18 protein-coding genes are annotated in these 21086 nt (G+C 41.4%); 7 read left to right on the plus strand and 11 right to left on the minus strand.

Going from position 1 to position 21086, the window contains the following annotated elements; all coding sequences use genetic code 11:
- Window positions 1–88: 88 nt before the first annotated feature.
- Window positions 89–1846, plus strand: coding sequence for a carboxypeptidase-like regulatory domain-containing protein (locus tag FG28_RS15955; protein WP_036384524.1), 1758 nt, complete (start codon window positions 89–91; stop codon window positions 1844–1846).
- A 2-nt stretch (window positions 1847–1848) separates the two neighbouring features.
- Entirely contained in the window at window positions 1849–4014 is a 2166-nt protein-coding gene (locus FG28_RS15960; protein WP_081894433.1) for a TonB-dependent receptor plug domain-containing protein, read from the plus strand.
- On the opposite strand, the gene FG28_RS15965 is transcribed toward FG28_RS15960, so the two are convergent.
- Window positions 4015–5643, minus strand: a complete 1629-nt coding sequence (locus tag FG28_RS15965; protein ID WP_036384528.1) for an acyl-CoA carboxylase subunit beta — start codon at window positions 5641–5643, stop codon at window positions 4015–4017.
- A gap of 66 nt (window positions 5644–5709) precedes the next feature.
- Here FG28_RS15965 and FG28_RS15970 point away from each other — a divergent pair, with 66 nt between their 5' ends.
- From FG28_RS15970 to ettA, 3 genes are all read left to right on the plus strand, one after another.
- The gene (locus tag FG28_RS15970; protein WP_036384529.1) at window positions 5710–6693 is read left to right on the plus strand and encodes a Gfo/Idh/MocA family protein; all 984 of its coding nucleotides are present in this window, start codon (window positions 5710–5712) and stop codon (window positions 6691–6693) included.
- 71 nt (window positions 6694–6764) lie between these two features.
- Window positions 6765–6941, plus strand: a complete 177-nt coding sequence (locus FG28_RS15975; protein ID WP_231562643.1) for a CAL67264 family membrane protein — start codon at window positions 6765–6767, stop codon at window positions 6939–6941.
- A gap of 33 nt (window positions 6942–6974) precedes the next feature.
- On the plus strand, window positions 6975–8666 hold the full coding sequence (ettA, locus tag FG28_RS15980; protein ID WP_036384533.1) for an energy-dependent translational throttle protein EttA: 1692 nt from the start codon (window positions 6975–6977) through the stop codon (window positions 8664–8666).
- Window positions 8667–8674: 8 nt separating this feature from the next.
- On the opposite strand, the gene FG28_RS20240 is transcribed toward ettA, so the two are convergent.
- Both FG28_RS20240 and FG28_RS15990 read right to left on the minus strand, forming a co-directional pair.
- Window positions 8675–9379 (minus strand): hypothetical protein, encoded by a 705-nt coding sequence (locus FG28_RS20240; RefSeq protein ID WP_156102303.1) that lies wholly within the window; start codon window positions 9377–9379, stop codon window positions 8675–8677.
- A 67-nt stretch (window positions 9380–9446) separates the two neighbouring features.
- Window positions 9447–10244 carry an MBL fold metallo-hydrolase gene (locus tag FG28_RS15990; protein WP_036384536.1) on the minus strand — a complete coding sequence of 266 codons (798 nt, stop codon included), beginning with the start codon at window positions 10242–10244 and terminating at the stop codon, window positions 9447–9449.
- A gap of 163 nt (window positions 10245–10407) precedes the next feature.
- On the opposite strand from FG28_RS15990, the gene FG28_RS15995 reads away from it, so the two are divergent.
- The gene (locus FG28_RS15995; RefSeq protein ID WP_036384537.1) at window positions 10408–11295 is read left to right on the plus strand and encodes a hypothetical protein; all 888 of its coding nucleotides are present in this window, start codon (window positions 10408–10410) and stop codon (window positions 11293–11295) included.
- Window positions 11296–11370: 75 nt separating this feature from the next.
- On the opposite strand, the gene fumC is transcribed toward FG28_RS15995, so the two are convergent.
- Entirely contained in the window at window positions 11371–12768 is a 1398-nt protein-coding gene (fumC, locus tag FG28_RS16000; RefSeq protein WP_036384538.1) for a class II fumarate hydratase, read from the minus strand.
- Between the two features lie 138 nt (window positions 12769–12906).
- Here fumC and FG28_RS20865 point away from each other — a divergent pair, with 138 nt between their 5' ends.
- On the plus strand, window positions 12907–13080 hold the full coding sequence (locus FG28_RS20865; RefSeq protein WP_036384539.1) for a hypothetical protein: 174 nt from the start codon (window positions 12907–12909) through the stop codon (window positions 13078–13080).
- A gap of 52 nt (window positions 13081–13132) precedes the next feature.
- Here the strand turns inward: FG28_RS20865 and FG28_RS16010 are convergent, their stop codons facing one another.
- From FG28_RS16010 to FG28_RS16040, 7 genes are all read right to left on the minus strand, one after another.
- Window positions 13133–15613: a TonB-dependent receptor domain-containing protein gene (locus FG28_RS16010; protein WP_036384540.1), complete on the minus strand. Its 2481-nt coding sequence runs from the start codon at window positions 15611–15613 to the stop codon at window positions 13133–13135.
- Between the two features lie 101 nt (window positions 15614–15714).
- Entirely contained in the window at window positions 15715–16182 is a 468-nt protein-coding gene (locus FG28_RS16015) for a hypothetical protein (protein WP_036384542.1), read from the minus strand.
- A 24-nt stretch (window positions 16183–16206) separates the two neighbouring features.
- Window positions 16207–16548 carry an arsenate reductase (glutaredoxin) gene (gene arsC / locus FG28_RS16020; RefSeq protein WP_036384545.1) on the minus strand — a complete coding sequence of 114 codons (342 nt, stop codon included), beginning with the start codon at window positions 16546–16548 and terminating at the stop codon, window positions 16207–16209.
- 66 nt (window positions 16549–16614) lie between these two features.
- Window positions 16615–17713 (minus strand): peptide chain release factor 2 gene (gene prfB, locus FG28_RS16025; RefSeq protein WP_156102304.1). Its coding sequence is split into 2 segments (ribosomal slippage): window positions 16615–17649 and window positions 17651–17713, totalling 1098 coding nucleotides; the frame shifts between segments, so codons are not numbered across the junction.
- Between the two features lie 48 nt (window positions 17714–17761).
- Window positions 17762–18622 carry a transglutaminase family protein gene (locus FG28_RS16030; protein WP_036384549.1) on the minus strand — a complete coding sequence of 287 codons (861 nt, stop codon included), beginning with the start codon at window positions 18620–18622 and terminating at the stop codon, window positions 17762–17764.
- Window positions 18623–18662: 40 nt separating this feature from the next.
- The gene (locus FG28_RS16035) at window positions 18663–19610 is read right to left on the minus strand and encodes an alpha-E domain-containing protein (RefSeq protein WP_036384551.1); all 948 of its coding nucleotides are present in this window, start codon (window positions 19608–19610) and stop codon (window positions 18663–18665) included.
- A 7-nt stretch (window positions 19611–19617) separates the two neighbouring features.
- Window positions 19618–21084, minus strand: coding sequence for a circularly permuted type 2 ATP-grasp protein (locus FG28_RS16040; protein ID WP_036384554.1), 1467 nt, complete (start codon window positions 21082–21084; stop codon window positions 19618–19620).
- Window positions 21085–21086 lie beyond the last annotated feature (2 nt).

A 21086-nucleotide genomic window follows, 5' to 3' on the forward strand; every position in this document is an offset into this window, starting at 1 on the left:
CTGGTATAGAATAGGTTACTTGTTTATTGTGATATTATCATATAGATTTTATCAGTATCTTGTAGGAAAGAACTTAAACACAGCCATTATGTTTCGCAAAACTATAGTACCTTTTTTTCTATTGTCCCTTACCATGGTCTTTTCCCAGACCCAACTGAAAAAAATCCGTGGAATTGTGAGTGATGGTATGAATCCGTTATCCAAAGTAAGTATTGTTGTTAAAGGAAATGACTCGGGAACTGAATCTCAAACGGACGGAACCTATGAAATCTATGCCAATGAAGGAGAAACCTTGGTCTATAGCTATGTAGGCAAACAGCCAATGGAGATAATCGTTGAAGATGTAACCAGCATTCTCAATGTTGTTCTGTATGATAGAATAGAAGAATTGGACGAGGTAGTGGTCACCAAGCGAAAACGGATCCGCAAGTCACAAAAAGACCTTTTTTTGGAATATAATTCCAACAAAAATTTGATTAAGACACGGTTTGGTATTCTTGATAAGGATAATGTAAGTTATTCCTTGAAGATTTTTGAAGGAAATGATTTAAACCCTGCGGGCCTTGATTTTGTAAGTGCTTTGCAGAGCGCAATTCCAGGATTGATAGTAGTCCGTCCAATGTTTGACCCCTATTCGCCAATAGTTTATTTCCCAAGAATATTAGGCCTCGATAACCCCCCTCCAGCCGTTTTTGAAGTAGATGGTATACTCTATACTGATGCCCCTACCTTTATTGACCTTTCCAACATCAAACGCATAGGAACGACAACAAGTTTGGCGGCACTTGGAAAGTATGGAGGTCTCGCAAGAGGAGGGCTGATTATAATTAATACGAAAACAGGAAATTATAGTCCGCAAGAACCTGGAACTGACAAGCCTTACGATTTTGCCAGACGTCGTGATAATTATTTCGAAGAGGGCAGTACTGTGGCCATATCACAGATAACCGCACCCCAATACCTAGAAGAAATTTCCTCGGCAGAGAATGCTGCTCAGGCCATCGACAGCTATTTCCAACTTGAAAGAAAATACGCTTCATCGCCTTATTTTTATCTTGATGCGTATGCACTATTTTCCAAGAAGTTTGGAGATGCCGCAACGGCCAATAAGATTGGAAAGAAAATTCAGAAAAAGTTTGCGACAGATCCTACTATCCTGAAAGCATTTGCCTATCATCTGGAGGAACAGGGACAGCACCAATGGGCCAATGAAATCTATAAACAAGTGTTTATCCTAAGACCACACTATGCACAGTCTTATATGGATTTGGCACAAAGCTATGAAGATGTGGGGGCCATTGAGAGCTCTGCCTCCTTATACGCTAGGTATAACCACTTGGTGGATAAGTCACTTTTGGATTCCTCAGCAACTTTTTCTCCAATAATCAACAGGGATTTTGGCAGTCTGTTGGCTACCCACGGTTCCATTACAGGGAATACCACGATTGTAAAAACAGAAGAGAATGATTTTGACGGAGTGCGGCTGCTTTTGGAATGGAATAATAGCGAGGCAGAGTTCGAATTGCAATTTGTGGGGCCAGAGAACCAGTACCACAACTGGGAGCACACCCAACTTGCTAATGCTGAAAGGATTATGGAGGAAAAAATGCAGGGTTTCTCCTCACAGGAATACCTAATTTATAGACCCATTACCGGGAACTGGTCTGTGAACGCTACGTATTTCGGAAACAAAAGTCTAACTCCCACTTATTTGAAGGCTACTGTTTACTATAATTATGGTACCAAAGCCCAACATAAGGAAACAAAAGTGTTTAAACTGACGGCAAAAAATGTGAACCAAGCACTTTTCCAGGTTAAAAATGGAAGCTCTGTAGCAACGTATTAAAAATGAAATCACCAATTCAGTTTGTCTTTTTGTGCTTTTTTGTGATAGGAATCAGAGGTCATGCACAAGCACCTAAAAATGTTTCTATTTGTTGGGATGTTTCTCTTTCCATGCAAAACCGGGATATTGAAAAAGATTTCTATTTTTTGGATGCTTACTTCAAAACCGTCCAGAATGCCAAGGTGAGTCTAATCACCTTTAGCGACCGCGTCCTTTCAAAAGATACATACCAGGTGAGTTCAAGTGATTGGTCTACCATTAAGAAAGAACTTGAAGGGCTGCGATATGATGGTGCCACTTCCTATGAATCCTTGAGCAGTTATGTGGACCCAGGAGATGTATTGCTTTTTACGGATGGAGGACAAAATATAGGTAATAGCACCCCCAATTTCAGCGGGGAACTCCATATAATCAATAGCAATAAAAATTTTGATAAGGCCAGTCTCAATCTACTGTCCATTGTTAATAATGGAAATTTGGTGGATTTCAATGAGAAGCGCAATGCAGAGGAGACCATGGAAAACCTGCAACAATATTCGGGCACCATTTATAGCGGAACCATGGGGTTGGCCAATGCGGAAATTTATGTACAAGGTAATGATGAAAACAGGATAAAATCCAATACCAAGGGGGATTTTAGTATAGACGGAAGGATAGGGGACACATTAGTGATTGCTTACGGAAATAAAATTGAAAAACAGGTATTGGGAGAAACCAATACGCTTAATTTTTCATTGGAAGATCAAGGAATTCAACTTCAGGAAGTGGTGGTAAGCGAAAGAAGGAGTGAGCCAGTAGAAACCATTACAACGGGGTATGGGGAGGAAAACAAGGATAAGGTGGGGTATGCGGTACAATCCATTTCCGCTGATGACATTTCTGATGCCGCTACCACCCCGGATATGGCCATTCAAGGGAAATTTTCTGGGGTCAACCTTGGGCAAAATGAAGATTTGAGCCAGGTGACCATGCGGCCACGAATGACATTATTGGGAAATGTATATGGATTGATTGTGATTGATGGAGTTCCGTTGCGCCAGTCTGACTCTGCAAGTGGAACTGTTTTTAGCTCAGATTTCATCAATCCCGAAAACATAGCGGATATTACCGTTTTAAAAGGGCTTGCCGCAACAAACAAATATGGCAGTCTTGGTGTTAACGGAGTCCTTGTGATTACTTCAAAAACGGCAACCTACGCCAAGGAATCGGGTGAAAAACCTGACATGGCCCGTTTAAGGGACAACATTTATGAGGATAAAATCAAGGTAAATAATAAAGCCTTGATCACTCCTTATTTAAAAGAGCTTAAAAAGGGCAAAAATATTGGGGAAGCGTATAATATTTACTTAAAACAAAGGGAAGCATACAGGGATGTCCCCGAATATTTTTTGGATGTTTCCAATTTTTTCCTCGATTCGAGCCCAGAGATAGGGGAGCGGATTTTATCCAATGTTCTAGAAATAGAAAATCCTTCCTACGAAGCATTGCGTGCTTTATTTCTAAAATCCACTGAAGAGGAAAGTTATGAAATCGCTGTGTTCGCAGCAGAAAAAATGCTGGAATTGTTCCCGAACAAAATCCAATCTTATTTTGATGTTGCCATAGCCCAAAAAAATGCAGGTAATTTTCAGGAATCCCTCACTATGTTAAATAGAATGATTTCTGGGGAAGCAAATCCTGAGTTAAACTTCAGTACCATGGAAAAAGTCGTAGGTTCAGAAATTCGAAATTTGGTCAATCAGCATAAGGCAAAGCTCGATATTGATAAAACAGATGCCAAGTATCGTAACAATGTAACCTATAATGCGCGATTAATTTTGAGTTGGAATGTACCCGATGCCGAATTTTCCGTTCAATTTGTAAATCCACAGAAGCGATTTTTTACCTGGGAACATACCGAAATTGGAGATAGAAATCGGATTTTGGAAGAACTGCAGCATGGAAACTCAACCGAACAATTTGAAATTGTGGGGGCTGAAACAAAAGGAGAGTGGATATTGAATGCCACCTATTTGGGGAACAGGACCCCAAAAAATGAAGCTGCCACTTTTTTAAAATGTACGGTGCAATACAATTTTGGCAAACCCAACCAAACAAGCGAGGAATTTATGGTACGCCTTCAGGAAAATGGGGACGAACAACAATTAGCAAAATTTGCCGTAGAGTGATCACACCTGCAACACCCCCATATTGAATTTTCTATCACTAGGCGCATGATTGGCGGCCTCAATGCCCATGGATATCCATTTTCTTGTGTCCAACGGGTCTATAATGGCATCCGTCCAAAGTCGTGCTGCAGCGTAGTAAGGCGATATTTGATTGTCGTAACGTTGTTTTATTTTATCGTAGAGCTCTTTTTCTTTCTCAGTATCAACAGGTTTACCGCTTTTTTCCAAGGAAGCTTTTTCAATCTGTAACAACACCTTTGCGGCTGAATTTCCACTCATCACGGCAAGTTCGGCACTGGGCCAAGCGACAATCAATCTAGGGTCGTACGCCTTTCCACACATGGCATAATTCCCGGCTCCGTAGCTGTTTCCAATAACAATCGTGAATTTCGGCACCACAGAATTGCTTACCGCATTCACCATTTTGGCACCATCCTTAATAATCCCTCCATGTTCACTTTTACTGCCAACCATAAAACCGGTCACATCTTGGAGGAACACCAAGGGAATCTTCTTTTGGTTGCAATTGGCAATAAATCGGGTGGCTTTGTCCGCAGAATCGGAATAAATAACCCCACCGAACTGCATTTCCCCTTTTTTGGTCTTGACCACTTTCCGTTGATTGGCCACAACCCCCACGGCCCAGCCATCAATACGGGCGTAGCCTGTTAAAATTGTTTTGCCGTAGCCTTCCTTGTATTGTTCAAATTCCGAATCGTCCACTAACCGCTTAATGATTTCCAACATATCATACTGGTCACTTCTGGAAGCCGGTAGTAACCCATAAATATCTTCTGGGTTTTCCAATGGATTTTTCGATTCCTTTCTGTTGAAACCAGCCTTTTCAAAATCACCAATCTTATCAACGATGTTCTTGATTTTGTCCAGTGCATCTTTGTCATCCTTGGCTTTGTAATCCGTTACTCCGCTAATCTCGGAATGGGTAGTTGCTCCGCCCAAAGTCTCATTGTCAATATTTTCTCCAATGGCCGCCTTTACCAGATAGCTTCCGGCCAAAAAAATACTTCCTGTTTTGTCCACAATCAGCGCTTCATCACTCATGATAGGCAAGTAGGCCCCACCTGCAACACAACTGCCCATAACCGCAGCAATTTGGGTGATTCCCATGTTGCTCATCACGGCATTGTTTCTGAAAATCCGGCCAAAGTGTTCCTTATCCGGAAAAATTTCGTCCTGCATGGGCAAATACACCCCAGCACTGTCTACCAAATAAATAATGGGTAGTCTATTTTCTATGGAAATTTCTTGGGCCCTAAGATTCTTTTTCCCCGTGATGGGAAACCATGCCCCTGCTTTTACTGTAGCATCATTGGCAACAACCACACATTGTTTTCCCTTTACATAGCCAATTTTCACCACAACCCCGCCGGAGGGGCACCCCCCATGCTCCTCGTACATCCCATCTCCAGCAAATGCTCCAATTTCAATAGAAGGCGATTTGGCATCCAACAGGTAATCAATCCGTTCGCGGGCCGTCATTTTACCCTTTTCATGGTGTTTTTCAATGCGTTTTTTTCCCCCGCCCAGCTTCACTGTGGCATGCCTTTTCCGAAGTTCAGAGAGCATTAATTTGTTATGGTCTTCATTTTTATTGAAGTCAATATCCATAGGTGTATTTCAATTTCTTGCTATCGGTTAAAGATAAGGAGTTATAATCATTACTTTTGATGTTATATGGACACAAAAATTAAATGGGGGATTGTGGGCCCTGGAAAAATAGCCACAGATTTTACCGAGGACTTAAAATTGGTGCCAGACGCAGAGGTAGCTGGTGTGGCTTCCCGAAATTTGGAAAGAGCACAACAGTTCGCCGATAAATTCAACATTCCAAATGTTTTTGGAAGCTATGACGAGCTTTTCAATTCTGACACAGTGGATATTGTCTATGTGGCCACCCCACATAATTTTCATAAGGATTTAGCCATTCAAGCCATAGAATCGGGTAAGCATGTGCTTTGCGAAAAACCGTTAGGTGTAAGCAGGGCAGAAGTGGATGAAATTGTAGCTGCTGCCAAAGCAAACCAAGTTTTTATGATGGAAGGACTTTGGTCCCGATTTAATCCTTCGGTACAAAAAGCTAAGCAATTGGTGGACGATGGCACCATTGGTGAAGTCGGCTACCTCCATGCTGATTTTGCATTTTACGCCTTGGATCGTGGTTTGGATTCCAGATTGTTAAACCCTGATTTGGCTTCCGGTTCATTGCTGGATATTGGAATCTATCCCATCTTTTTGGCCTATTTGATTTTGGGAATGCCGAAAGAGATTATGGCTAAATCAAACTTTCATCAGAACGGTACAGAACTACAAACATCCATGTTGTTCCATTACGAAAATGCACAAGCGATTTTATACAGTGGATTGACCAGTGATTCAAAAATGGAAGCTGAAATCTCAGGAAGTAAATGTGAAATTTTCATCCATCCAAGATGGCACGAAGCTGATGGTTGTTCATTGGTAAAAGATGGAAATACCCAACAGTTCGACCTTCCTCGTCAAGGAAATGGTTTTGTGCATGAAATTGAGGAAGTGCACCAATGCTTAAAGGACAATAAGTTGCAGAGCGACCTTTGGTCGCATCAAAATAGCTTGGATATAGCCGAATTATTGGATACAATTCGTGAAAAATGCGGAATTACCTTTCCTTTTGAGGGATAAACCGGGTTCAAGGCTTTGGATTATTTCATTTTTTACGATATTTGAGGCTCTTCTGAACGATTTATATGGGAATGAACAAAAACACAGTGCTCGCATGGGCCACTTGGATCATGATTTTTGTAGGAATAGGAATGATTGCTCTTGGAGCTTTCAAATATGACGAGGTTGCAGGTTACGGCTTTGGTGCAGTGGGCATCGGATTTTTTGCTGTTGCTTGGGTATTCAATGCGCTCAAGGGTCGGGTTTAGATTTCCCCTTTTTTCAATTTAAAGAACAACTACATGTCAGACGATAAAAAAGTCATTTTTTCAATGTCTGGGGTTACCAAGACCTTTAAAACGGCCAATACCCCTGTACTCAAAAACATTTATTTGAGCTTCTTTTACGGTGCCAAGATTGGGATATTAGGTCTCAATGGTTCCGGTAAGTCCACCTTGTTGAAAATCATTGCAGGTGTTGATAAGAACTATCAAGGTGATGTAGTTTTTTCTCTGGGATACACCGTTGGCTATTTGGAGCAGGAACCACAATTAGACGAAAACAAGACGGTAATGGAAGTGGTGCGTGAAGGCGTTGCTGAAACCGTGGCCATTTTGGATGAATATAATAAAATCAATGACATGTTCGGTCTGCCCGAAGTCTATGAGGATGCGGACAAGATGCAGAAGTTGATGGACAAGCAAGCGGCCCTTCAGGACCAGATTGATGCGTCCAATGCTTGGGAACTGGACACGAAATTGGAAATAGCCATGGATGCGCTTCGTACACCAGAGTCCGATAAAAAAATTGCGGTGTTATCTGGAGGGGAGCGCCGAAGAGTGGCTTTATGTCGACTGTTATTGCAGGAACCCGATGTGCTATTGTTAGATGAGCCTACTAACCACTTGGATGCAGAATCCGTGCATTGGTTGGAACATCACTTGGCACAATACAAAGGAACTGTTATTGCCGTAACGCACGATCGTTATTTCTTGGACAATGTTGCGGGTTGGATTTTGGAGTTGGACAGGGGTGAAGGCATTCCATGGAAAGGAAATTATTCCAGTTGGTTAGATCAGAAAGCCAAACGTTTGGCCCAAGAGAGCAAACAAGCCTCCAAGCGCCAAAAGACCTTGGAACGCGAGTTGGAATGGGTTCGTCAAGGTGCAAAAGGAAGACAGACAAAGCAAAAAGCACGTTTAAAAAATTACGACAAACTCCTTAGCCAAGACCAAAAACAATTGGAAGAGAAGTTGGAAATATACATTCCCAATGGTCCCAGACTGGGAACCAACGTCATTGAAGCTAAGGGAGTGAGCAAAGCCTATGGCGACAAATTATTATATGAAGATTTGAACTTCAATCTACCGCAAGCGGGAATTGTGGGAATCATTGGCCCTAACGGGGCGGGTAAGACCACCATATTCCGAATGATCATGGGTGAGGAAACACCGGACAAAGGTGAATTCATTGTAGGTGATACGGCAAAATTGGCCTACGTGGACCAAAGTCACTCCAACATCGACCCAGAAAAATCAATCTGGGAAAACTTCAGTGACGGACAGGAACTGGTAATGATGGGAGGGAAGCAAGTAAATTCCCGGGCCTATTTGAGTCGATTTAACTTCTCAGGAAGTGAGCAAAACAAAAAAGTGAGCATGCTTTCCGGTGGAGAGCGCAACCGACTTCATTTAGCGATGACCTTAAAAGAAGAAGGAAACGTATTGCTGCTGGATGAGCCTACCAATGACTTGGATGTAAATACGCTTCGTGCTTTGGAAGAAGGTTTGGAGAATTTCGCAGGTTGCGCTGTGATTATTTCCCACGATAGATGGTTCTTGGATAGGATTTGTACCCATATTTTGGCGTTCGAAGGAGATTCACAGGTTTATTTCTTTGAAGGTTCTTTCTCAGATTACGAGGAGAACAAAAAGAAACGCTTGGGAACGGATATCATGCCCAAGCGTATTAAGTACAAAAAATTGATTCGGTAATTGAGGACTTATTCTTCTCCTCCGAGATTTTTGATGCCTTCCTCAAGAATTTTTTTGGCCTTTTCCAAATAAGCTTGTTGGTGTGATGCCAAACTATTGGGGTCATTACTTCCAGTAGGGTTTGTTCCAATGGTTTTGGAGAGTTCCACCAATTGGGCAACAGCTTGTTCGGCTGTCCTTAATTTATCTGTGGCGTGCTTCTCAAAAATTTTGATCATTTCAAGCTCCATGGAATTGTCACTTGCAGCAACGGTTTTGCTTTCATCCGAACTGTCATCGGTATGGGCTTGATGTTCCAAAGTAGCATTGCCACTATCAGCAATGGTCACAGATGAAGAGACGCCCAGTGTACATTCATCCAAGAAGGTAATGAGCTCATTGATTTGGCCCAATGCTTTTTTGGTGAAAAATCGACCTGCTTCCCAGTCCACAGGTTCAATGGCCTTGTCCAAGGTCTGCTTAGTGTCATAGGCTTTGTCATAGGCTTTTTTGCAAACGCAGTCACCTTTGAATTCGTCTGCTTTTTCAAGAGCGGTCAATGCTCGTTCGGCATAATACATTTGATGTTCAAAGTTAGTGGCTTCCATTGCTTTTTTACAATGGTTGAGCGCATACGTCACTTTGGAATAATAGTTATCACATTGTTGGGAGAAAGTAGCATTTATGGCAAATAACATCGCCATTAATACTAAAACACGGGATTTGGGAGCCATGATTAAGTATTTGATTTGGTTATAGTCTGTTACCTTAACGACAATATGGTGCCTTTATTTTATTCCATTAAAAATCATCATTGGGATACCAGTCCAATTGAACCACTTCTATATCTGGATTTCCTTCATTGACCAATTGCTTGAACTTTGCCACGTCACTCACATCGGGTCTTCCTCTAAAGTGATACGGGTAAACTTCATCGGGTTGAAACTCCAAAACAGCATCTGCTGCACTTTCCACGGTCATGGTATACGGAAGGTTCATGCAGACAAAGGCCTTGTCAATGTTTTCCAAAGCCCGCATTTCGGGAATATCCTCTGTGTCCCCTGAAAAATAAATCCGTTGATTCCCAAGTGTTATTACATAGCCATTTCCTCTGCCTTTGGCATGAAAATCTTTGGCCTCCTCCCTTAAATTGTACATGGGAATGGCTTCAACCGTAACCCCAGAAAATGTTTTAGTTTCACCATTGCCCATAATTTCTATGGCTGCTTTAAGTGCAAACTCTTGCGGAATCTGGTCAGCAACCGCCTGTGGAACAATGATTGTTGCCTTTTCTGGGTTAAGCTCTTCCAAGGTTTCCGGACTTAAGTGGTCGCCATGAATGTCTGTTATCAATATCAAGTCTGGGGAATTTTGACCTTCAAAGGCGGCTTTGCCACCAACAGGGTCTATATATATTGTAGTATCATTCCACTCCAAAACAGCCGTGGCGTGCTCAATGGGTATGATTTCTACCCCAGCAGGTGCTTTGGTCTCAACTTGGACAGCGACCTCTTCGGTGTTTTCTTTTTCTTCTTTTTTCTGTTTACAGGCGATGGTAAGTGCTAAAGCAATGACCATCAGGATAAAATTTCTTTTCATGGTTTTCTTTTGAGTTCCTTTAAAATTAAGGTATATGGACGATAAAGAAGATTTTTTTCAATATTATTTCAATCCATATGATCCAAATAGAAATCCAAAGCGTATATAAACCAAACACGATTGATTAAAAAACCTAAACGAGAATCAATTAATACAAAACGTTATGACTGAAACAAAAAATAACAATGGTTTGAAGGTAATAGCCGGTTTGTTGGGTGTAGTTCTTTTGGGAACAATCATCTATACCGTAAGTCTTTACCAAGATAAGAAAAAGACAACCCAAGCGCTAACTCAAGAAAAGGAGTTGGTTGTTGAAGATTTGAACAACTTGAAATCTGAGTACGACAAAGCGATTTTGGAAAGCAACGCTACCAATGAAGAATTGGTTGCTGCACGTGACAATATTGCAAAGTACATCGATTCTGTTCAAAGTATGAAAGCTGACATCGCATCTCTTTCAAGATACAGAAGACAAGTTAGTGTTTTGAAAGCTGAAAGAGAGAAATTGATGAAGCAAGTAGATTCTTTGACACAATCAAACACCTTGTTGGCCATGCAAAGAGACAGCACTTTTGTTGAATTGGAGAAACAAACCGTTTTCAACGATTCTTTGATCGTACAGAACACACAATTGGCCGATGCTGTTGAAAGAGGTTCTGCTCTTAACCTTTCTACTATCAGTGTAGATGCTGTTAGGGAAAGAAACAGTGGTAAATTGGTTTCTACTTCGAGAGCTAGAGCTACTGACAAATTCAAAGTTTGCTTTACCATTGCTGATAACGTAATCGCTGAAGCTGGTGACAGAGAGTTCTTTATTGAAGTGCTTGGCCCACAAGGAAATGTATTGGGCGACAGTTTCACCAAAACTACTGAGGAAGGTGCTTCCATCACCTACAGCAAAGGAACCAACTTCTACTATGAAAACAGTTCTTTGGACGTATGTGATTACATCAACAAGCCTGTGGACGAATTCCAAAAAGGAAACTACATGGTAAATGTTTATGACAACAATCTTAAATTGTTGGGTACATCTAAATTTGAATTGAAATAATTCACACTATCCATATAACTAAGAAAGCCCGTTCAACTAAACGGGTTTTTTTTATGGATTGAATTCTCGATTAAATTACTTAAGGCTTCCCACCATATCCTCCGGTTTTACCCACGCATCATATTCCTCTGGGGTAACATAGCCCAAATTAATGGCCTCTTCTCGTAGTGTAGTTCCATTTTTGTGGGCGGTGTTGGCAATTTCTGCTGCTTTGTAGTATCCAATTTTGGTATTCAATGCCGTTACGAGCATCAACGAATTGTTCAATAATCTTTTGATCACTTCATGATTGGGTTCAATACCCACAGCACAATGCTCATCAAAACTTACACATGCATTACCAAGAAGTTCCGCTGACTGTAAAATATTCGCGGCCATCAACGGTTTAAAGACATTCAGTTCATAATGACCTTGGGTACCACCCACGCTAACGGCCACATCGTTCCCCATTACTTGGGCACAAACCATGGTCATGGCTTCACATTGGGTAGGATTTACTTTTCCGGGCATAATGGAACTTCCCGGCTCATTGGCAGGAATAATGATCTCTCCAATACCGGAGCGAGGTCCCGAGGCCATCATTCTGATATCGTTTGCAATTTTATTCAAGGAAACCGCCAATTGTTTCAAGGCACCATGGCTTTCCACAATGGCATCGTGGGCGGCCAAGGCCTCAAACTTATTTTTAGCCGTCACAAAAGGCAGCCCAGTGAACCCTGCAATGTATTTGGCTACCAAAACATCGTATCCCTTAGGTGTATTTAGTCCGGTTCCCACAGCTGTTCCACCCAAGGCAAGTTCGCTCAAGTGCGCCAAAGTATTTTTTACAGCTTTGATTCCATGCTCCAATTGGGCCACATATCCAGAAAATTCCTGGCCTAAGGTTAGGGGAGTGGCGTCCATCAAGTGGGTACGTCCAATCTTTACTACATCCTTGAATTCTTTCGATTTTTTGGCCAGGGTATCTTTGAGTTGCTCTACACCAGGAATGGTAACCTCAACTATTTTTTTATAAGCAGCAATGTGCATTCCCGTAGGGAAAGTATCATTAGAGGATTGACTTTTATTGACATCGTCATTGGGCTGTATGGTCTTTTCACCATCCCCAATTTTTTTTCCGGCAATTTCATGGGCTCTGTTGGCAACAACTTCATTGACGTTCATGTTGCTCTGGGTTCCAGAGCCGGTCTGCCAAATAACCAATGGAAATTGGTCATCCAATTTTCCAGCAAGGATTTCATCGCATACTTGGGCAATCAAATCTCTTTTCTCCACCGAAAGCACCCCAAACTGGTGATTGGCATAGGCTGCCGCTTTTTTTAAATAGGCAAAGCCATAGACCACATCCAAGGGCATGGAAGCCGAAGGTCCAATCTTAAAATTGTTCCGGGAACGTTCCGTTTGTGCTCCCCAATATTTATCCGCGGGCACTTTAACCTCACCCATCGTATCTTTTTCAATCCTAAAACTCATTTTTCAAAATTTATATCTACAAAGGTAGTTGTTCACAAAATTATATGGTAGTTGTTGGGTGCAAATACACTTTTTTAGATTCAGATTTGTATTTTTTCACAAGAAGGAAGTATCTTTGTTCAACAAAAGGATAGTATAATGTTCGAATTTGATCAGTATTTAGGCTTTTTAGCTTTTTTAACGATTTTGACCATTGGTTTTTGGTTGATGATTTTCTTGTTGACCTTTGTAGTGCCTTATTGGTTGATCGGTAACTTACGTGAAATGTTCAAAGAAAGACGCGAGGCCAAACGAGCCAGGCTTGAAGAATAAAAAAAAGAAGCCAATTTGGCTTCTTTTTTGTTTTATATCGGTTTCTTCCATTCTAACCTTGGAATTGACCTTCTCCTTCTCCATCATCATTTTGTCTGTCTCCCCTTTGCCTACGCTCTTTGGGTTGATTAAAGCGGTAGATAAAGGAAAGATTAATCTGTCGTACTCTCCATTGAAACTCGCTATCTGAAGTAAAGAATTCGGTTTCTGTAAAAGACTGGCGCTTCCTTGAATTGAACACATCGCTTACGTTCAAGGACAAGGTGGCATTTTCCTTGAATAAGTCCTTGCTCATGGCCAAATTCAGAGAGAACATACTCTTGCTCTTTGTTTGTGCATTTTGTCGTGGCCCCATGTAGAACGAGTTGGCCTGAAAGTCTATTTTGGCAGGCAAACTGAATTTTGAACTGAATCGAGCAAACCAACTGGAGTTGTCGGTACCATAGTCCACACCATTAAAGCTACCTTCTGAGCTGAATTGGAAGAAATTGAAACTACCGTTCAATCGCAACCATTTTGTGGGGTTGTAGAGCATACCCGCTTCCGCACCAATCCGTTCATTTGTGGAAAGGTTAATCGGTATAGATCGGATGATACGGATACCATCGGAAGTAACCTCTCCTGTCTCTTCTTGCACACGTTCAAAGGAATTGGTTTCTCTTTGATAGTACACAGATGATGTGAACGTCAATTTGGTCCACCGTTTTAGATACCCTATATCAAAGGCGTTGGCAAAAGCAGGGTCCAAATCCGGATTTCCCTGGAAGACATTGGTTCTACTGGATCGGGAAGGGAAGGGATTAATAAACCATCCTCTGGGCCTGTTGATTCTTCGATTATATCCAAGAGAAATGTTCTGGTTGTCCTCAAATTCGTAAATCAAGTTAATGGTAGGGAACAGACCAAGGTAGTTTTTGTCAAAATTCAAATCTACATCCTCTCCAAGAATTTCTTCCAAGGCCTCGCTATCAATTTCGGAATCAACACCACCTCTCATCTCCGTGTTTTCCAATCGCAATCCTGCCAAAAAGGAAAATTTACCAAATTTATTACCGTATTGGGTATAGACCGCATTCACATTCTCATGGTACGTAAAAACGTTGGTCAAATCTGTGTTGGTCTCAAATTCATCAGTATCCAAGTTGTATTGGTCCAATTGGTAGTCATTGACCTCTTTTTCAAAAGTTCCACGATACCCAGCTTCAAATTGAGCATCACCAATGGGCAAAACGTAGTCTACTTGGGCCAGTATGTCATCTTGAGTTTCACTCTCATATATATTTTCCAAGGCCAGCAAATCCGTGTTGGGGACGGTATTATTTTCTTGGATTACCGTAAAAATTGATTCATCGTCGTAGGAATATTGAAAATCAGCAGTCAGTTTATGCCCATCATCGTTGATGTTATTGGTATAGTTGAAGGAATACTGGTAACTGTTGTCATCTTCACCTTGATCTTCACTTCTAAAGGTGCGACTTGCCAATGCAGCATCTGTAAATCGTTGGTTATCATTCTCTGTGAGATCGTTCTCATCTGAAATACGGTAGAAAAAGCTTCCTGTAATGGATGATTTTTCCGTAAGGAAATACTCCATTCCAATATTAAGGTTGAAACCATCGTCATTTCTACTGATGCTTCGGTCTTCTATAATTCGGTCGTACTCGCCTTGAGAATAGGTGTTGTCGCTATATCCATTCCCTGGAGATTCTCTGTGGAAATAGCCCAGCGTATTAAAGATGTTGAATTTATCGGTGCGTAGGTTAAAGTTGGTGGTGACCCTGGCATTGAATGGATCTCCTACCGTGGCATTTACCGACCCGTTGATGCCCAAGGTCTTTTCCTTTTTCAAGACAATATTGAGAATCCCTGCCGTACCTTCAGCATCATATCGAGCGGATGGACTTGTAATGACCTCTACCTTCTCAATGGCATCGGCCGGTAATTGCTGTAACACATCGGTGGAGCCAAAACCAGCTAGTGCGGAAGGTTTTCCATTTATTAAAATCCTAACATTCTCATTACCTCTTAAGCTTATCGCACCTTCCACATCAACAGAAACAGAGGGAATATTATTTAAGGCATCGCTAACATTACCACCACTTGTCGTAATGTCTTTTCCAATATTGTATATCTTTTTGTCAAGCCGAACTTCAACAGTGGTTTTTTCCCCAACAACTTCAACCTCTTGAAGTTGAGCTACATCGGGCGCAAGAATAATATTCCCCAAATCAGTAGAAGAGGTATAGCTCTGGTTGGCTCGGGTATAGGTTTTATAGGAAATGTACTCAACGCGGATATTATATTGGCCTGGATTGGTTTCAATCTCAAATTTTCCGTCCAAATCCGTGATTCCACCGGTTACTTTATCAGGATTGTCCACTTCCTGCAAAACAAAAGTTGCATATTCCAAGGGTTGTCCGGAATCTTGGTCAATTACGGTTCCAGAAATAGTAATGGAGTTTTGGCTCTGCCGTGTTTGGGCATTCATTGAGATGAATACCAACAAAAACAACGGTACAATGATTCTTTGCATAGTTTGGTTTTATGCAAACAAAGTTGAAATGAAATTAAGTAGAAGCGAAATTTATCTCTGCCAACAACAAACTTGATCCCGTGAATGACCTTAATGATTTGTTAATCTTTTTTCTTTTTCTTTTTCTTCTTCTTTTTGGGTTTGAAACTATTTTCCTGAAGCTCTATAAAAGCATTGTACTTATCTTCTGGTAGACCCGCCTTTAGTTCCTCGTTCTGTTTTTTAAAGATTTTCTCATATTCTTCCTTCATCTTTAAAGGCTCCAATCCTAAAATCTGGAGCTCTATCCGCTGTTGAACGGATTCCAGTAAAGTTGTACGTACCACAGCTTCCTCAAAGGGGTTGAGCCCCAAAGCTTCTGTGATGGAAGGCATTTGTTGATCTACAACTTCCTCTGCCGTTGGTGGCTCCACTTCTTTTGGGGTTTCTTGAGCCCTGGGTATGGTACTTTGCCGCCTTCCATAGCGGTTTCCATAGGGAGATCCATAACCATATTGGGCCGCCAAATCGCCTATGGAAAGGATTATGGTCAAAAAGGTCAAGAAAATTAATGAATTTGCACTTTTCATAGCCTACTGAATACGTTTGAAATACTATAGCAAGGTATTGATTTTTTCTGAAGGTCTGCCAATCACCCCTTTTTTGTCCTTTACAACTATCGGGCGTTCGATCAATTTGGGGTTTTCCACCATGGCAGTGATGATTTCATCGTCCGAAAGTGTTTTTCCCTTATAGTTTTCTTTCCAGACCGCCTCATTTTTTCGAACCAATTCCATTGGAGTAATGCCTAAATACCCAATTAGAGTCTTAAGCTCTTCTTTAGATGGAATTTCTTCCAGATACTTTACAACTTCAAATTCTTGTCCAGATTTTTCCAATACTTCCAGTCCTTCCCTGGATTTTCTGCATCTAGGATTGTGATATATTTTGATCATACTTTCTAAGTTCTAAGTTCTAAGTTCTAAGTTATTGCTATCCCTTTACCCTTAACCTCGCACCATTTATTCCTCCTCTTTCTGCCCCATCATCATAAGAAAGGCCTTTAAAAAAAGATCTATTTCCCCGTCCATAACAGCATCCACATTACCTGTTTCCTCACCGGTGCGCACATCTTTTACCAATTTATACGGATGCATCACATAATTCCGGATTTGCGATCCCCATTCAATTTTCATTTTTGAGGATTCTATTTCGGCTCGAGCCTCTTGTTTTTTCCGAAGTTCAATCTCATACAACTGTGACTTCAGCATTTTCATGGCTGTTGCACGGTTATCGTGCTGTGATCGGGAATCGGAACAAGAAATTTGGATACCTGTGGGTTTGTGCACCAGTTGCACCTTGGTTTCCACCTTATTTACATTTTGCCCTCCGGCTCCACTGGAACGCGCTGTTGTAATTTCAATATCTGAAGGGTTTACCTCAATTTCAATGGTATCGTCCACCAACGGATACACATATACCGATGCGAAAGATGTATGCCGCTTGGCATTGCTATCAAAAGGGGAGATGCGCACCAATCTATGTACCCCGTTCTCACCTTTGAGCCAACCAAAGGCATATTCGCCTTCAATTTCCAAGGTTACCGTCTTTATTCCGGCCACATCACCTTCTTGGTAGTTGAGCTCCTTTACTTTGTACCCGTTCTTTTCGGCCCACATGAGGTACATCCGCATGAGCATGGAGGCCCAATCACAACTTTCCGTACCTCCGGCACCAGCAGTTATCTGAAGTACTGCGGTGAGTTCATCCCCTTCATCAGAAAGCATGTTTTTGAACTCCAAATTTTCAATGAGGTCCAGTGCTTTTGTGTACTGTTGGGTTACTTCTTCTTCCGAAACTTCACCTGCTTGTTGAAATTCCGCCAATACTTCAAGATCACTGACCAACGTTTTGGCAGATTCGTAATCTTCCACCCACTTTTTCTTGGATTTTAGGGATTGCATTTGCTTTTGGGCCTCCTGTGGATTGTCCCAAAAGTCGGGTTCGAGGGTTTTTTCTTCCTCGTTTTCTATTTCTATGAGTTTGGCATCGATGTCAAAGATACCTCCTTAACGCACCAAGGCGCTCAATAAGATCTTTTTGCTGATCTGTGGTTACCATGTATTCAATTTTGGGCAAAAGTAAGTTTCTTTCAGCACATTCTATAATCTATTGTTGCTGCTGTGCTGCTTTGACTGAAACGGAATATTTTGTCTCATTTTTCCCCAAGGTATAAACTACACCTTTCAGCGGAGCGCAATCAGTATAATCCTTTCCATGGCTTACTTTAATATGGTTGTGGTTGGCCAAAATATTGTTGGTGGGATCAAACCCGACCCACCCTGCATTGGGCACAAAGGCCTCAACCCAAGCATGCATTTGGGAATCCCCGAAGAACCCACTTCCTTGGTGCAGATATCCCGAAACATAGCGGGCGGGTACTCCATTTTTCTTGGCTATGGCGCAGAACAAATGGGTGAAATCCTGACAGACACCATGTCTTTTTTCTATAACCTCTTCTAAGGAGGTATCCACATCGGTTACACCGGGTTTAAAATATATTTTATTGTAGACCCATTGGTTCAAGGCCTGAAGATTTTCAAAAAGGGTCACGTTTTCATCAAGAATGAAAATGGATGCATATTTTTCGGGAAGATAGGTTAACGGTGTATTTCTCAAAAAAGGCTCGTGGTCAATCCTAAAATTCAGATTGCGAAGTTGGTTAAAATCATCCTTTGAGTTTAAAGAAAGCTCAAAGTCAAAAGGATTGGTTTCTTTTTTGATGAGCTTGAAACGTGCATTGAACTCAATATGGTCAATTTCCTTAATGGACCGTACCTGGACCGTTTTAAAACCCAAACCATTTACCGATACACTGTTGCGTTCTCCCAAATCGTTCTCAAAATGCCAATAGGTAAGTTCCTGGGTATCATTTTCTTCGGGAATGACCAAAAATTGCCAAAAGGCCTCACTCAACCCTTTCTCATAAGAGTTTTGCGTGTCATAATCTATTTCGTATTCATAGAACATGGGGGTGGGATTTCAATCAGACCAAGTTAGTCAAATTGGTCTAGTAGTTGAAGAATTCTTTCTCCATGTTCTCACTAATTTTGAACATTTTATTAAGGATCAGATCAAGATTGCCTTGAATGTCATCTTGTACTTCTTCAATTTGTTTAAATTCATACTCCGCCCGTATTTTGCCAACCATAAAAGCCGTGGAGCTTTTAGCATACTCAACTTTCTTGTCGATTTCCAAAATATGCTTGTACACTTGGTTGATACAATTCATAAAGGAGCGAGGGCACCTTCCGTTCAAAATTAAAAACTCCAAAGTAGAAGTACTATTGGGGGATTTTTTATAAAGCCTGCGCATCATGTCATAGGATTCAGCACATTTCAGCAAGGTGGTCCATTCAAAACTGTTCCCAATGGGATCTCCGTAGCTTCCTTTGGCCATTAAGGCATCATTGAATTTGGTGTTGATAATACGGGTGATTTGTATGGCTCTTTCAATATTCACCCCCATCATAATAATGGCGTACACCTCATCATGTAGTAGCGTACCCCGTATTTTTCCACGTAGAACTGCGGTCATTTCAGTAATGTTCACCGTAAAGTCGTACAGATTGGTCTTTACAAAGGTGTCCGTGGGATAGTTCATCACAAAGTGATAGAACTTATTGAGACTTTCATAAAGTTCCGTTGAAATCAAATCCCGGGAACTGTTGGCGTTTTCCCTAGCAAATTTGATACTGCATATGATGGAATAGTTTTTCTCTGGATTCAACCCAATATCATAGAGGACTTCTTCTTCCTTTAGTTTTAAGGAATCGTCATGCACGGGGTCTCCTACCATAAACAGCATGGACCGAAGTACAAATTGCCTGGATTGTGACAATTGGTTGGGGGCATCCAAGGATGAAAAATAGTTGACGTTCATAAAGCGGGCCACATGTTCGGCCCGTTCAATATACCGTCCCATCCAAAATAAATTATTGGCTACTCGTGCAAGCATAGTGTTCTTATTGTTTTAATACCCAAGTATCTTTAGATCCACCGCCTTGGGATGAGTTTACGATGAGATTACCCTCTTTGAGCGCAACGCGGGTGAGGCCACCCTTTAATACAAATTGTTGGTCATGTCCTAGAACGGTGAACGTTCTGAGGTCCACATGCCGTTGTTCAAAAGACTCTTTTTCATCTATATAGGTAGGATGTACAGATAAAGACATTATAGGCTGGGCCACATATTTTCTGGGATTGGCCTTAATCTCGGCCTTTACTTTTTCAATTTCATCTTTGGTCAACTTATTTCCTATGGAAATACCATAGCCTCCGGCTTCATCAACCGGCTTTATGACCAATTCATGAACATGGTCCAGAACATAGTTCAGCTCATCGGGTCTGCTACAATGGTAGGTATGTACATTTTTGAGGATGGGCTCTTCATCCAAATAATATTTAATGATATCCGGAACATAGGTATAGATGGCCTTGTCATCGGCTACCCCGGTTCCTGGAGCGTTTGCAATGGTAACATTGCCTTTTCGGTAAGCGGCGAACAGTCCTGGAACGCCCAAGGCCGAATCAGGATGAAATTCCATGGGATCTATAAATAAATCATCAACCCTCCGGTACACCACATCCACGCGAACAGGGCCCTGGGTGGTTTTCATGTAAACAAAATCGTTCTCAACAAAAAGGTCACGCCCTTCCACTAATTCCACACCCATGGCCTTGGCCAAATACGAATGTTCGTAGTAAGCCGAATTGAACATCCCTGGGGTAATTACCACGCAAACTGGCGAATCCACGCCCGGAGGCTTAACACTTTCCAAAAGATGAAGCAGGTTTTCCGCATAATTGGTCACCGTATGGGTCTTGTAATGATTGAATACACCAAAGAGGGCTCTTTTTAAAGCGGTTCGGTTGCAAATGACATAACTTACCCCTGAGGGGCAGCGGATGTTATCTTCCAAAACATAGTAATTACCATCTGAGTGCTTAATAATATCTGTTCCAGAGATGTGGTTATAGATTTTGCTTGGTGGATCCACATCCATCATTTGATGCAGGTAATTGGGTGATGAACTCAATAACTCAATTGGAACTATACCATCCTTAACAATCTTTTTATCGTGGTACACGTCCCATAGAAAGTGATTTAAGGCCAAACTTCGTTGAATGGCACCATTTTCAATGATTTCCCATTCTTTTGGGTCGATTATTCTCGGAAAGAGGTCAAAAGGAAAGATTTTCTCCTGACTTTGCTTATCGCCATACACCTGAAAAGTAATGCCTTGATTAAAAAAGGAGGACTTTGCCTTAGTGTTAAGGTTGACGTAATCTTCAATGGATCGGGACCCATATAGATCTAATAGCTTCTGGTACACAGACTTAACATCCCCATTATTTTTAAAGACTTCATCAAAAAGTCCTTCTTTGCGTACATAACTTGAAAAGATGGTTTTATCTGTGGTTGGCCCCATAT

Origin of the sequence: Muricauda sp. MAR_2010_75, from assembly GCF_000745185.1 — a bacterium.
Taxonomy (GTDB): domain Bacteria; phylum Bacteroidota; class Bacteroidia; order Flavobacteriales; family Flavobacteriaceae; genus Flagellimonas.